This is a genomic window from Chromobacterium sp. LK1, assembly GCF_001043555.1.
Classification (GTDB): domain Bacteria; phylum Pseudomonadota; class Gammaproteobacteria; order Burkholderiales; family Chromobacteriaceae; genus Chromobacterium; species Chromobacterium aquaticum.
Genome location: NZ_LDUI01000018.1, coordinates 128,474 through 142,856 on the forward strand (window position 1 = coordinate 128,474; position 14,383 = coordinate 142,856).

The 14,383-nt window shown below is 63.9% G+C and carries 10 protein-coding genes; 2 read left to right on the top strand and 8 right to left on the bottom strand.

The genetic code is table 11. From position 1 onward, the window contains the following. Positions 1–199 precede the first annotated feature (199 nt). Positions 200–1,540, bottom strand: coding sequence for an NADP-specific glutamate dehydrogenase (gdhA, locus tag VI26_RS09185; RefSeq protein ID WP_048409430.1), 1,341 nt, complete (start codon positions 1,538–1,540; stop codon positions 200–202). Positions 1,541–2,009: 469 nt separating this feature from the next. On the opposite strand from gdhA, the gene VI26_RS09190 reads away from it, so the two are divergent. Beyond that, complete coding sequence (locus VI26_RS09190) at positions 2,010–6,014, top strand: PAS domain-containing hybrid sensor histidine kinase/response regulator (protein ID WP_053074336.1); 4,005 nt, start codon at positions 2,010–2,012, stop codon at positions 6,012–6,014. Between the two features lie 93 nt (positions 6,015–6,107). Further along, a complete protein-coding gene (locus VI26_RS09195; protein ID WP_048409431.1) occupies positions 6,108–6,464 on the top strand; it encodes an NADH-quinone oxidoreductase subunit A in 357 nt (118 codons plus the stop codon). A 72-nt stretch (positions 6,465–6,536) separates the two neighbouring features. Here the strand turns inward: VI26_RS09195 and VI26_RS09200 are convergent, their stop codons facing one another. The 7 genes from VI26_RS09200 to VI26_RS09230 all read right to left on the bottom strand — a co-directional run bounded on the left by VI26_RS09200 (position 6,537) and on the right by VI26_RS09230 (position 14,335). Further along, positions 6,537–6,983, bottom strand: a complete 447-nt coding sequence (locus VI26_RS09200) for a type IV pilin protein (RefSeq protein ID WP_048409432.1) — start codon at positions 6,981–6,983, stop codon at positions 6,537–6,539. A gap of 22 nt (positions 6,984–7,005) precedes the next feature. Continuing rightward, complete coding sequence (locus VI26_RS25240) at positions 7,006–10,395, bottom strand: pilus assembly protein (protein WP_053074337.1); 3,390 nt, start codon at positions 10,393–10,395, stop codon at positions 7,006–7,008. Positions 10,396–10,414: 19 nt separating this feature from the next. Then, complete coding sequence (locus VI26_RS09210; protein WP_053074338.1) at positions 10,415–10,924, bottom strand: PilX N-terminal domain-containing pilus assembly protein; 510 nt, start codon at positions 10,922–10,924, stop codon at positions 10,415–10,417. A 23-nt stretch (positions 10,925–10,947) separates the two neighbouring features. Then, positions 10,948–11,730, bottom strand: coding sequence for a prepilin-type N-terminal cleavage/methylation domain-containing protein (locus VI26_RS09215; RefSeq protein ID WP_048409434.1), 783 nt, complete (start codon positions 11,728–11,730; stop codon positions 10,948–10,950). Beyond that, positions 11,727–12,233 (bottom strand): type IV pilus modification protein PilV, encoded by a 507-nt coding sequence (pilV, locus tag VI26_RS09220; RefSeq protein ID WP_053074339.1) that lies wholly within the window; start codon positions 12,231–12,233, stop codon positions 11,727–11,729. The genes VI26_RS09215 and pilV overlap by 4 nt, the downstream gene beginning before the upstream one ends. A gap of 2 nt (positions 12,234–12,235) precedes the next feature. Further along, a complete protein-coding gene (locus VI26_RS23225; protein WP_053074340.1) occupies positions 12,236–12,802 on the bottom strand; it encodes a GspH/FimT family pseudopilin in 567 nt (188 codons plus the stop codon). A 270-nt stretch (positions 12,803–13,072) separates the two neighbouring features. Continuing rightward, positions 13,073–14,335: a hypothetical protein gene (locus VI26_RS09230; RefSeq protein WP_048409436.1), complete on the bottom strand. Its 1,263-nt coding sequence runs from the start codon at positions 14,333–14,335 to the stop codon at positions 13,073–13,075. Between the last annotated feature and the right edge of the window lie 48 nt (positions 14,336–14,383).

The following is a 14,383-nucleotide window of genomic DNA, read 5'->3' on the forward strand; positions in this document are numbered from 1 at the left end:
ATTCGATGTTAGAGCCTGTTGAAAGTCTCGCGAGCTAAGGCGAGACAGGGCGTTGCGGCTGAGAAAACGGAATGTACGCGTGGTACATGAGCATTTCGAAGACGTACTCACCGTGTGACGTCTCGCGACGCGCAGCAAATCGTAAACAGGTTCTTACACAGCCCCGCCATCCGGCGGGGCTTTTACATGAGCGTCCGGCTCAGATCACGCCTTGGGCCAACATCGCCGCGGCCACCTTGCCGAAGGCCGCGACATTGGCGCCCAGCGCGTAATCGATGCCGCCGTCCGCCAGCTTTCCATGCTGGACGCAGGCCGCATGGATGTCCTCCATGATGCGGCGTAGTCTGGCGTCCACCTCTTGCGCGCTCCAGGGTAGGTGGGAGGCGTTCTGGCTCATCTCCAGGCCCGACACCGCCACGCCGCCGGCATTGGAGGCCTTGCCCGGCGCATAGAGCGCGCCGGCCTGCTGGAAGCGCAGCGTCGCTTGCGGCGAACACGGCATATTGGCGCCTTCCGCCACGCAAAAGCAGCCATTGGCCAGCAGCGCTTCCGCGTCGTCGGCGTCCAGCTCGTTCTGGGTGGCGCAGGGCAGCGCGATGTCGCAGGGCTGACGCCATGGCCGCTGCCCGACGAGAAAGTCCAGGCTGTGGCTGGCGGCGAAAGCGGCCAGACGTCCACGGCGCTGGTGTTTGTGCTCCATCAGCGCGTCCAGTTGGGCCGGGCTCAGACCCGCCGGCAGGCTGAGCGTGCCCTCCGAATCCGACAGACTGACGACCTTGACGTCCAGCGCCAGCAGCTTTTCCGCCGCGTACAAGGCGACATTTCCCGAACCGGACAGCGCCGCGCGCTTGCCGGCCAGCGTTTGGCCGCGGGTGGCCAGCATGCGCTCGACGAAATACACCAGGCCGTAGCCGGTGGCTTCCGGCCGCATCAGGCTGCCGCCGTAGCTAGGCCCCTTGCCGGTGAACACGCCGGAAAACTGATTGCACAGACGTTTGTGCTGGCCGAACAGATAGCCGATTTCACGTGCGCCGACGCCGATGTCGCCGGCCGGCACATCGGTCTCGGCGCCGATGTGGCGGAACAGCTCGCAGGCGAAAGCCTGGCAGAAGCGCATCACCTCGCCGTCGCTCTTGCCCTTGGGGTCGAAATCGGCGCCGCCCTTGGCGCCCCCCAGCGGCAAGCCGGTCAACGCGTTCTTGAACGTCTGTTCGAAGGCCAGGAATTTCAGCGTGCCCAGCGTCACCGCCGGGTGGAAACGCAACCCTCCCTTGTACGGGCCTATCGCGCTGTTCATCTGCACCCGGTAACCGCGGTTGACCTGGACCCGGCCGTGATCGTCGACCCAAGAGACGCGGAACTGGATCACGCGCTCAGGCTCTAGCAGGCGTTCCAGCAAGCCGTGGTCGAAATAGTGCGGATGGCGGCTTAGCAGCCCGTCCAGGCTGTGCAGCACTTCAGCCGCCGCCTGGTGGAATTCCAGCTGCTCCGGGTCGCGTTGACGGACCCGGGTCAGTAAGGTTTGCAGGGCAAGATGCATGGTTGATACCTCTATTTTGTTATTGAACGGCCGGGCGCGGGCCTCCGTCGGCGTGCTCTGCCCTTGCTGTTTCTTGGGCATGGTCGGGCATGTCTGTCGCGCCGGAATGGAATGATGTTGTGAGCGAGGTGTCCGGCGAGCAGGCTGCGGGCCCGATACGGCTATTCCTGCACGCGGCTTGCCCAAGGGGTGGGGAGGCAAGGCGAAACTGGCGTCGGGGTTGGGGCCAGGGCCGGAACGGCGCGGGCATCGAGGATAGGGATGCCGTTGGCTTAATAGTGTAACCGATATTTTCCGTCGTTTCGTCGGCGTCCGGCGGTCCGCCGCGCTTTCTATACTGTTGGAACGGGGCGTCGGCGGTGGCACGTCCTTGGGGGGAGAGAGGGGCTCTCCGTGTCGGCGGCGCCCGGCTTGACGGATGTGCAAGGCTGAGCGCCGCGCCGGATTCGGTACCTTCAGTGATGAAAACATGAAGCAGACCAAGGAATGGAACGCTGGCATCGTCGAGGGCCTGAGCCGAGGCGGCGCCGCCAGCGTGGTGCTGACTTACGCGGTGGTGGCTTCGCTATGGGTGGCGCTGTCCGATCGCGTCGTCAGTTCCCTGTTTGCCGATCCGCTGCAGTGGCTGCTGGTCAGTACTTTGAAAGGCTGGCTGTTCATCGTCGTGACTTCTCTGCTGCTCTATGTCTTGTTGGCGCGGCTGACGCGCTCCGCCGACGGCGCGGCCGTTCAGGCCGGTTGGCGCCAGCACCGCTGGTCAGGCTTGATCGCGCTGCTGCTGTTGATTTGCACCGTGGTCGGCGTGTCTCAGACCGTGCGCAAGCACCAGGCGCGCGCGGCGGAACAACTACGTTCGGTGGCCACGGCGAAGAGCAAGGAATTGGCCAACTGGTTCCGTGAACAGCAACGACATGCCGATACCGTGCGCGCCAGCATAGCGTTCGCCTGGCCGGACGGGGCGTTGGGCGCTGTGTCGTCCACCGATTTCAAGCGGCGGTTGGAAGGCCTGAGTCAAAGCGAGGGTTTCGGCGGCGCTTGTCTGCTGGATGCGGCGGGCAAGACGCAATGGTGTTCCGCCAAGGTTCTGCCCGAGCCCGGCGCGCCGATGAAAGCGTCTGTGGCCCTGGCGTCCCGGGAAGGAACCTTGGCCCGCATCGGCCCCTATTTCAGCGGCGCGGACCGCCTGCGGCTGGATTTCCTGGTGCCGCTGAAGGGCCCTGGGTCATCGTTGTTGGTATTACAGTCCGAGGCCACTTGGGTGCATGCCCTGCTGTTCAGCGGCTCGGGAGAGGGTCATAGCGAGCAGACTGTGTTGGCGCGCCGGGAGGGCGACCAGGTAGTGTTTCTGAATCAGCTGGAGCCTGGAGATGCGAAGCACGGCGCACGGCGCGCGCCATTGAATGATCCACGGCTATTGATCGCCCGGGTCTTGCGCGGTGAAAGCGAGCAGGGCATCGCCATCTGGGCGCGTGATCATCGCGGAGTGCCGGTGGTGGGCGTGGTGCGTCAGATCGCCGGCACCGATTGGTTTTTATTGGTTAAACAGGACCAGTCCGAGCTCTATGCCAGCATGCTGGGCGATGCGGTCGGTACCGCTCTATTCGGCTTGTTTGGCCTGTTCATGCTGGGCGCGGTGAGCCTGTTGTTGAGCCAGCGCGAGCAATTGGCTCGCGAGCAGGGCATGCGTCAGGAGCAGGAGGCGCACCTGAATACTCTGCAATTGCTGGAGGCGCTGGTGGACAGCTCGGATGACGCTATTTTCGCCAAGGACCGGCAAGGCCGCTACTTGCTGTTCAATCAGGCCGCGGGAAGGTTTGTCGGCAAGAGCGGAGAGGAAATGCTGGGCAAGGACGACCGGGCCTTATTCCCAGCGGAGCAGGCCGAGATGCTGATGGCCATCGGCTGTCAGGTGCTGGCCGATGACTGCGTGCAAAGCTGCGAGGAGGTGCTGGACACGACCTTGGGACGGCGGGTGTTCTTGGCCACCAAGGGGCCGTTGCGCAATAACAAGGGCGAGGTGATAGGCATTTTCGGCATTTCCCGCGACGTGACCGAGCAGAAGCTGGCGCAAGAGGCGCTGCGCGACAGCGAACAGCGCTTGCGCCTGGCCCAGGATGGCGCGCATATCGGGCTGTGGGACTGGGATGCCGGCAGCAAGCGCATTTATTTCTCGCCGGAGTGCGAGCGCCTGTATGGCGCGGCCCCCGGCGCGCTGCAGAGCCGCGACGACTGGCAACGCCGGGTGCTGCCCGAGGATTGGCTGGAAATCGAAAAGCAATGGCGGCCGCCGTTAGGCAGCGATGCCGCCTTCGAGGCGGAATACCGCGTTTTCCACGAGAGCGGCGAGCTGCGTTGGCTGTGCGCCAAGGGGCGTTTCCTCCTGGATGCGGAGGGTGGCGTGGAGCGCCTGTCCGGCATTTGCATGGACATCACGGAACGCAAGCTGGCGGAAGAGCAATTGCGCAAGCTGTCGCTGGCGGTGGAGCAAAGCCCGGAGAGCGTCATCATCACCGATGTGCAGGCCAATATCGAGTATGTCAACGAAGCCTTTGTCCAGTCCACCGGCTATAGCCGAGAGGAAGTGCTGGGCCGCAATCCGCGCTTGCTGCAGTCTGGCCTGACGCCGCGCGCCACCTACCAGGCATTGTGGAATGCCTTGCGGCAGGGGCAGCCCTGGCATGGCGAGATGATCAACCGCCGCAAGAACGGCGAGCTCTATCATGAGTTCGCCGCTATTTCCCCGATCCGGCAGCAGGACGGCCACATCAGCCACTTTGTCGCGGTGAAGGAGGATGTCACCGAGAAAAAACGCTTGCATGAGGAGTTGGAGCGTCACCGCAGCCATCTGGAGGAACTGGTGACTGAACGCACTTTGCAGCTGGCCGACGCGCGTGAGCGCGCTGAAGCCGCCAGCCGCGCCAAGAGCGCCTTCCTGGCCAATATGAGCCATGAAATCCGCACGCCGATGAATGCGATTCTCGGGCTGAGCCATCTGCTGCGTCGGGATGGTGCCACCACGCTGCAGCAGGAGCGTCTGGGCAAGATAGATGCCGCCGCTCAGCACCTGCTTTCCATCATCAACGACATTCTCGACCTGTCCAAGATCGAGGCTGGCCGACTGCAGTTGGAAGATCAGGATTTGACCTTGGGCGCGGTAGTCGAGCATGTGCGCAATCTGATCCAGGACAGCGCGCGCAGCAAGGGGCTCAGCGTGGAACTGGAGTGCGATGAGGGAGATTTGTGGCTGCGCGGGGATCTGACGCGCTTGCGCCAGGCCCTGCTCAACTACGCGGGCAATGCCGTCAAGTTCACCGCCCGCGGTGGCATCGTGCTGCGGGCCAAGGTGCTGCAGGCCGACGCGCGGCAAGTGCAGGTGCGTTTTGAAGTGGAAGACAGCGGCATAGGCATCGCCCCGGAGCAATTGCCGCGCTTGTTTCAAGCCTTTGAGCAGGAAGACGCGGCCACGACCCGACGTTATGGCGGCACCGGCCTGGGCCTGGCCATCACCCGGCATCTGGCGCAGGCGATGGGCGGCGATTCCGGCGTCAGCAGCGTACCCGGGCAGGGCAGTTTGTTCTGGTTCAGCGCCTGCCTGGAGCGTGGCATGCTGTCGGCGGCGTCGCCGATATCGGCCGAAGCCGGCGTTGAGGATGGTCTGCGCCAGCGCAGTGGCGGAGCCTTACTCTTGCTGGTGGAAGACAATGTGATCAACCGCGAGGTAGCGTTGGAGCTGCTACAGGATGTCGGAATGCGGGTGGACACCGCGGAGAACGGGCGTGAGGCCGTGGCCATGGTGCAGGCTCAAGCCTATGCCTTGGTGTTGATGGATGTGCAGATGCCGGTGATGGATGGCTTGGAGGCCACGCGGCAGATTCGTCGGCTGCCGGGTTGCGAGTTGTTGCCGGTGCTGGCGATGACCGCCAATGTCTTCGCCGAGGACAGGCAGGCCTGTCTGCAGGCGGGCATGAATGATTTTGTCGCCAAGCCGGTGGACCCGGCGCTGTTGTTCGCCGCCCTGCTCAAATGGTTGCCGGCGAGCGGTGTCAGCGCGGATGCCACAGCATCGGTTCCGGCAGTGGAAGCGGGACCGAGGGAGCAGGCCTGCCTGCAGGCGCTGGCGGATACCTGCGGCGTGGACATCGCTTGCGGCCTGGCCTTGATGCGTGGCCGCGCCGACAAGTATCTGGATCTGCTGCGCCGTTTTATCGTATCCCACTCCAATGACATGTTTGAGCTGGAGGTGGCCTTGAAAGCCGGCGACCACAGCGCGGCGCTGCGCTTGCCGCATACCTTGAAGGGCACCGCAGCCACGCTGGGCCTGGGGCAACTGGCCGCCGTCGCCGCCAGGCTGGAGGAAAGCCTGCATCAGGCCGAGTTGCCGCCACTGGACTCGATCCAAGCGGTGCGAGCCGAGGTCGAGGCCCATCTGGCGGCGCTGAGCGCCCTGTTGGCGGATGTGGCTGGCGAGCCGTGATGGGCTTCCCGCCGGGATATTTTCTCTGGCGGTAAACTTGTGGTTTCAGGATGGTCTATCTCCTTTTATTCACAATTCGGAGGAGCAGGCCCCATGTTGCAGAATTACTTTCCCATCCTGTTATTCATCGTCGTCGGGCTGCTGGTAGGTGTGGTGCCGCTGCTGATGGGCAAGTTGCTGGGGCCGAACCGGCCGGACCCGGAAAAGCTGTCGCCGTACGAATGCGGCTTCGAGGCCTTCGAAGACGCGCGCATGCGCTTTGACGTGCGCTACTACCTGGTGGCCATCCTGTTCATTCTGTTCGATCTGGAAGTCGCCTTCATGATTCCCTGGGCGGTGACGCTGAAAGAACTGGGCGGTTTCGGCCTGGGGGCGATGGCGGTATTCCTGGGCGTGCTGACGGTGGGCTTTATTTATGAATGGAAGAAAGGCGCGCTGCAGTGGGATTGAGCCGCTGTCCATGACGGCGCCGCGGCGGTGAAACGTTCATCCGGCGGCCGGGCGAGCATGGCCATGGCCCGCTCACCAGCAACCGCTGGTGGTGACGGCGCTGCCGGAGGCGTTGACATTGGTCTTGTTGCCCAGATTGTCCACCTGGTAGACCTGGCAGGCGTCGGTGGCTTGCACGCTGCCGACCACCGGCGTGGCCTGCAGCGTGTAGCCGGGCGGCGTGCCGCTGCTGACCGCGGCCACGCTCAGCGTGTAGTAGTTCTGGGTGGCGCTGGGGATGGCGATATTGGAATTGCTGGAATAGCCCATGCTGGCCATCTGCGTGGTGTAGGCATTGTTCAGCGAGTAATAGCTTTCCTGGCGCGAGGCCAGGTCCAGCAGCGCGGTTTTCGCCGCGGCCCGGTTGCCCTTTTGCACATAGGTGTTGTAGCTGGGCACGGCGATGGCGATCAGGATGCCGACGATGGCGACGGCGACCACCAGTTCGATCAGGGTGAAACCTTGCTGCGGCTGCTTCATTTCATCTCCTAAGGGCGCGGCTTCAGCGCAGTTCTATCCAGGTCAGGCGGTTGCCCTGGCCGGCCGCGCCGGGGTTGACGCCGATGATGTTGCCAGTGACGTAGCCGGACGAGGTCTGATACACCAGGTAGCGGCTGCCGTTATAGCCGACGGACTGGAAGGAACCCACCGCGCTGGCCTGGATGGCGTTGATCATGAAATTGCTGACACCGGAAAAATTCCCCGAGCTGTTGGCGAAGAAGGACTTGGGGAAATTGCCGCCGTTTACCGGATTCAGCGCATAAGACCAGCCGGTGTCCACGCTGCTGGTGCAGGAGGTCACGTTGTTGGCGGCGGGAATCGTGGTGTTGAACACGATGGCGCCGAGTTGGCTTTGCGGATTGTAGATCAATTGTTCGTTGGAACTGCTGTTGGGAAACACCAGTTTCCAGCCGTACTGGGTGTTGCCGGAGGAGCAGGCCGAGGTGCCGGCCCAGCAGACAGCGTTATTGCTGGTGCCGGCATAGTTGGTCACCGTGGTGCTGGACGATGTGGAGGTGCCGGCTATGGTCTGGGCCACCAGGCTGCTGGTGGTGAGCGTGCCGCTGGGCGTGGTGCTGCTGGCGTACTGGGCCGACGATACGCCGTTCCAGCCGGCCATATTCCAGTCCCAGACACCATAAAAGCCCTGGTTGCCGCTGGCGTAGGTATTGCCCGAGGTGGTGGTCATCGGAATCTTCTGGCCGGTGCCGAAATACACCATCAGCCGCGGTTGGGTCGCGGAAGCGCTGATCGAGCCCACGATCAGCTTGGTGGTGATGGGCTGCAGGCTCTTGCTGGTGCCGGAGCCGTTGGTGGGGGTGGAAAACAGCGGCTGCTTGGTGCCGGCGTAGGAGGACACCGCCCACTTGGTGGGATCGGTGTTGGTGACATCGAAGCGCCAGACGTTGCCGAACAGGTCGCCGGCGTAGATGTAGTCGGTGATGTTGTCTCCATCCAGATCCGTGGCGGTGGTGTAGTAAATGCCGTTGTTGCTGCTGTTGCTGGTGGGGTCCTTGCTGGGGCCGTAGCCGGTCGAGTACTCGTAGAAGGTTTTGGCGCCGGTACTCGGGTCCACCATCATCACGAAGATGGCGGCGACGCCGGTGGAGCTGTTGTAGCCGTTGCCGAAGATCACCCCCCACTTGCCATTGTGAAAGCGAGCCACCACCGGGGTGCCATAGGTATAGCCCAGGTCGCTGCCGCAACTGCCGTTGGTATAGGTACAACTGATATTGGACGCGTTCCACTCGCCTACCACCTGGCTGGCCGCCGTGGTTTCGCTGGCATTGCCGCTGCTGGTGGAGGTGGTGGTGGCCGGGTTGGTCACATCCAGCGCGTAGATCGCCTGGCCGCCTGCGCCCAGGCCGCCCACCAGCCAGGTATGCCAATTGTTGGAGTAGAACAGATCGCCGGTGCCGGGAGTGGCGTCGACGAAATACTGGTGGGAGTAAATGATGTTGCTGTAGCTGGCCAGGTTGGAGATCGCCGCGGCCGGCACATAGCCCATCACCTCGTAGCCGTCGTTGGCCACGGTGCTGGTGGAGTAGGCGCCGGCGCTGGTGTAGGAGCCGGTGCGGAAGCCGTGCATGATGCCGTCGTTGGAGCCGGAATAGACCACATTGGGCCGAGTGGCGTAAGTCGAGGTGAAGCTGGGGTAACTGGTGGCGGAACTGCCGTTCTCCGGCTGCGTGGTGGAGGTGTTCAGGTAGTCGCTCCAGGTGGCGGCATAGCCTTGCGCCGGCGGTCCTATCCATACCGGGCTGGCATTGATCACATCGCCCATCACGCTGGTGCGGCTGCGGTAAGCCTGGGTGCCGGAGCCGCCCACTTCATTGCTGCGGTCGCCGCGCAGGAATTGCAGCACATTGGAGCTGCCCAGACTGGTCTGTTGAGCGGAGGTCAGGTTGGCCCATTCGAACGGCGCGCCGGCGCTGCCGTTCCAGGTGACCAGGGTGCGATTGGCTGGAGAGTTCAGATCGGTGCTGGGAATGGGCGAGGCCACCGGCGTGGTGCCGGTGGTGGTGCAGGCGCCGCCGGTCAGGTTGCAGGAGCTGTCCCAACTGGCCGTGCTCGACACCGAAACCACCCCGGTGGTGGAGTTGGCCACGATGGAGTTGGAGGTGACGCCGCCAAACCAGTTGTTGGCGTTGTAATAGGCGAAGTAGGCCTGGGTGCCGGTTTGCACCTGGGCGGTCTGCTGGTTGTTGGAGCCGGCGGAGCTGGCCGATGTCGTCAACGGCGCGGCCTGGAAGCAGGTGATTTCGTGATAGTTGGTGGAACCGCCGGTGGACGCGGCGAAGCCGAAGCTCAGATAAGACGGCAGCGCGCCGCTGATGCTGGTGATGTTGACCGCCGGGTTGGTGACCGTGGTCCAGGCGCCGCCGTTATAGCTGTACTTCAGCGTCAGCAGATTATTGGTGGTGATCTGCAACTGATAACTGATGGGCTTGGCCGTGGCCCGGGTGGTGGCGCTGGTGTATAGCGGTGCGCTGGACGGCAGCACATAGGTGCCGTTGCTGGTACCGTTCAAGCGATAGAAGGGGTAATCATTAACCGAGCTGCCACTGGATGAGCCACTACTGCAAATACTGGAAATTGTGGACGGGGAGTATGTGTTGAATGGATTGGTGTCGTTACTGATATCACCTTGTCCCCGAATCACGATGGCGTTCGGCGTACCGCCGTTATTGCCGCTTGCCGTCGCATCATTTTTGTTGGAGAAGTTGCCGTACTCGTCCATGCCGATGGCGAGGAAGCCGTTGTGAATGCCGGTCATGCCCCTGCCGGTGACGGTTTTGTCGGTCGGGTTGGAGCCGTTCTGCGAGCAGGAGTAGCCTAGTGAGCCGCCGTTGGCGCCCAGCCGGCTGGGTTGATTGCCGGTGAACAGCTGCTGCGGCGAGGACAGCAGGAAGAAGGTCATGCCGTCCGCGCCGCTGCCGCCGTAGCTGTAACTGGTCCAGGTGACGTTGATGCCGGTATTGGCCGGGAAAGCGTTGCCGCTGCTGTCGCCGGCGTAGATGATGCCGCCGGTCTGGTGGGCGCTGTTATTGGTCAGCCGCAATGCGCCACTGCCGGTGGCGTCCGGAATGGTGCCGGTGGCGCCGCCGGAACCGGAACCGCACATCGGGATCTGGCCGGCATTGCTGGGGCTGGCCGCTCCGCTGCTGGAGCTGGAAGTGGTGCCGGCGGTCAGGCAGGCGCCTGCACTGGCGATGCCCAGCGTCGAGTTGGCCGCCGACAGCGCGCCGTAGGCGTACCAGTTCACGGTATTGGTGGCGCCGGTGAAGTTGTCGACGACGTTCAGGGTCGAGGCCCAGGTCGAGGACACCCACAGTGCGCCGGCCAGCGCCCAGAGGCTGTTGCGGCAAGCTTGTCTGTTTGAATGGTCCATGGCGCGACTCCTTCGGCTGCTAGCGGCCCCGGTTGGTGAAAGACGATGCCACCACATAGGTGGATTGCAGCACGGTGGCCGCCTGGGCGTTGCCGCCGTAGCCTACCGAAGTGATTCGGTAGACATTGCCGCCGTTGACGGCGTTGACGCCCAGATACTGGATGTAGAACTGCGGATTGGTGGAGAAGCCGCTGCCGCCGCCGCTGGTGCTCATGCCGCTGGGGGTGTAGTTGACGCCGACGGTCCATGGCAGCGTGGTGGGATTGGAAATGGCGTTGGAGCAGACCGTGGCGCTGGATACCAGGCTGGAGCAGGACAGCGCGGTGGGCACATTGCCCTGAGACAGCCACCACTCCGCGTATTGCAGCGCGGCTTGCGCCGATTCGAAGGAACGGCCCTTCTCGCGGAAATTGCCGGCCATGCGACCCTGCAGACCATAGTTGCGCATCAGCGCGACGCCCAGCAGGGTCACGATGATCAGGAATAGCAGGCCGGTGATCAGGGCTATGCCTTTGGGCGATCGTTTCATGGCAGCCTCCCTTCGCGGTCCGTTCATATCTGGTTGGGCAGGAAAATGAAGCGGGGAAAGGAAATCGTCACCGGGGCCGCGCCGATTTGCCCGCAGTACTGCATGGAGAGAGTGGCGCGTAGCGAGCGCACATTCAACCAGTTGGTGACCGAGCCGGCGGTTACATATTGGGTGACCGAGCCGGTATTGCCCGGGTCCACTCCATACAGGAACTGGATATTGCTGATGCCGCGATAGCCTATGCTGGGGCAGGTGGTCACCGGACTGGCCAGTCCGCCGACGATGGGCTGGGCGGCGGCGCCGTTGATGCCGCAAGTGAGCTGCAGGGTGGACGAGGCCACCGCCAACTGATTGATATAGGTGACGGTGCCGGCGCTGGCGGTATTGGTATTGCCCAGGCAGTTGAGCACGCCGTCGTTCTGCAGGCTTTGGAAACGGATGTAGAGGGTGTCAGGCGCTGTTGCCGAGCCGCTGTCCGTGCCAAAAAGGGCCTGGCCGGCGCTGAAGCTGACGCCGCTGACGGTGCTGTTGTCGGCCAACAGCGCGGTATTCACCAACTGGGTCTGCACATTGCCGAAATAGCCGGCCGACTGCGCGATCTGCGACAGGATGGTCATCGACATCCTCTGGTCGTCCTGCATCTGGGCCAGGCCGTTCTGAGACTGGCTGGTCAGCTTGAAGGACACGAAGATCGCGTACATCGCCAGCAGCAGGAACAGGCCGACGGTGATGGCCACCATCAATTCGATCAAGGTCATGCCGCGGTTGTGGCGCCGCGAGGCGAGGGTTCTGCGCTGGGTGTTCATGGCTGCACCACCATTTGATAAGACGCGGTGCTGATCGCGGAACTGGCGGTGGAGCTCAGCGAATTCACATTCACCGTTTTCTCCGACCAACTGATGGTGATGGTACAAGTCACCGGTCCGCTGGCATTGGCCGGCGTGCATTGGAAGCCGCCGCTGGCCGAGGGGATCGCCAGGCTGGCCAGGTCGTTGGTCCAGGTCGCCACATCGTAGCCGGCCACTTGCGAGGCGGTGCAGGCGGAACTGGCGCAGGATCCGGAGGCCGGGATGTTCGCCACTGTGGTGGACGCGGTGATGTTTTGCCAATAGGCAGGGTTGGCGTGCATGGCGGCGGCCAGGCTGCCGGCCTGTATCGCCGCCAGCCCGCGGACGCGGGAGGTATTGGTGTTGTTGATCGCCGCCACTTGCAGGCCGGCCAGGCCGAGCAGGCCGATGGAAACGATCAGCAACGCCACCAGCACTTCCAGCAGGGTAAAACCTTGGATGCCGCGCTTGAGATGTCCCACGCTCAACAACTCCCGACAGAATCGCTGATGCCGTAAGCCACGGTATGCGGCAGGCCCACCGCGGTGACGAACAGGCATTGCTTGTTCAACTGGTTTGGCGCAGTGGCGGCGGTGGCGGTGGCCAGGGTGAATTTGCCGGTGCTGCCGCTGCCTATCCTGGAAAAACAGATGCCCTGGTTGGTGTTGCTGCCCGATGGCGCAAAAGCCACGCTGTCGCCGGAACTGAGCGCGCGGCGCACCCGCAGCAGGCCGCCGGTCTGCGCGGTCAGGCCGGCGCTGACGGTGCAGCCGCCGCCGGTCGGCAGCATCACGATCCAGCCATTGGCCCAGTTGGACGAGGCGCTGCAGGTCTGGCCGTCGCTGGAGCTGCAGATCAGCACATTGAGTCCTTGGCGGGTGGCTTCGCTGCGTGCGTACATGACATCGTTTTTCAAATCACTGAGCTCCGCGACGATATTGCTGCTGTCTATAGTGAAACGGTAGGACGGCACGGCAATACCCAGCACGATGGCCACGATGGCGATGGTGATCACCAGTTCGAACAGAGTGAATCCCTTGGCGCGGTACACGAGGTCGACGCTCCTGAAAAATGCCCAGATTATGCCTATGTTTTTTACCATGTTCTGTGGTCGGGCAAGAACAGGCCGATAATCGGCGGCGCCAAGGGGCTGAGCGGTTGTCCGCGTGAATGGCTTAGAACCTGTTCAAAGTCCGCTGCGCTTCGTGAGTGGTGACACAGAGAGGACAGCGTCAAAATGCTTATGTACCGTGTGTAGATTCCGCTTTTTCTCTTGTTTTCAACGCCGTATCGCCGACACGCACAGATCGTAAACAGATTCTTAGTGAGTGACGCGAAGGCTGCCACGGTGCCGGGATAGCAAGGCGACGGCCAATCCGGCCCAGTACAGCCCCAGCCATAGCGTTGCGGTGAACAGCGGCAGGCGATAGCCGCCGACGATCCAGGCCAGGCCGCAGCCGACCCAGACGCCGTGCAGGCGCAGCAGCCGGCGGTGGGAGGCCTCGCCCAGCAATTCATGGGTGGCCGGCAATTGCCGCCTGGGCAGGCCGCGCTGTTTCAGGTCCAGCCAGGCGAGGAAGGGCAAGATTTTGCCCTGCATGGAGAGCACCGCTCCCAGGCCGAAGCCGCCTAGCCAGAGCCAGCCGGCCAGCATGGGCGGCGCTTCCGACAGCGGCAGCAAGCGCGCGGCGAACGCGCACGGCGTGGCCGTCATCATCCAGACCACGCTGGCTCGCCAGCCGCGGCGCAAGGGGTCGGCGCGGCGTTGGCTGCGCCGCAGCGCGTCCAATTGCCGCAGGCCCTGCCACAGCACGAACAGCGCCAAGGCGGCCAGCAGGCCGGAGACGGTGGCGGGCGCGTCCCAGGTCAGCGCGACGCCGCCCAGGCACAGCAGGCCGAACAACAGCGTCTCCCGCGGCAGCCGTCCCGTCGCCGGCGGCTGCGTGACCAGAAACATCGGGATCACCGTGCGCGCCACCGACAGCAGCAGCAATAAGAGCCAGCCCAGCGCCGCCCACAGCACATGGTTGTCCAGCAAGGGGCCCAAGGGCAGCGCGACGCGGCCGCCCAGCAACAAGACCAGGGCCGCGCCAAAGCCGACGGCGACGGCCAGCGCACATAGCGCCAGCCGCAGGCCCCGGCTGCCGGCGTCCCGCGCCGGGCTGCGCAGCAAGCCGCGCAGGCCGAACAGCGCCGGCGTCAGCAAGGCCGGCGTCAGCAGCGCGGCGCCCGCCTGCAGCCACGGCGGCGACAGGCCCTGCTGGAAACCGGCTACCAGGAGCGCGCAGCCGGCCTGCAAGGGCAGGAAACAAGCCAGCAGCAACCGGCGCGGATGCGGAATCGACACCCCCGCCGTCACCGCCAGCAACTGCCACAAGGACCCCAGCATCGCATTGCCGAGCACCCCCAGCGCCAGCGCGTGGGTCAGTGCCAGCACCTCGGGCTGGAAACGCGAGGGCGCGCCGTCCGGCAGCGCCGCCAGCAAGGCTGCCAGGGCCAGCAGCCAGCCGGGGGCGGCCAGCATATGGGCCAGCGGCAGCCACAGTGGCGGCGCCTGCTGGTAGTCTAGCCAGGCCTGGCTCATAGCCGGCTCAGAGCCTGTTCAAAGTCTGCTGCGCTTCGGCGATACGGC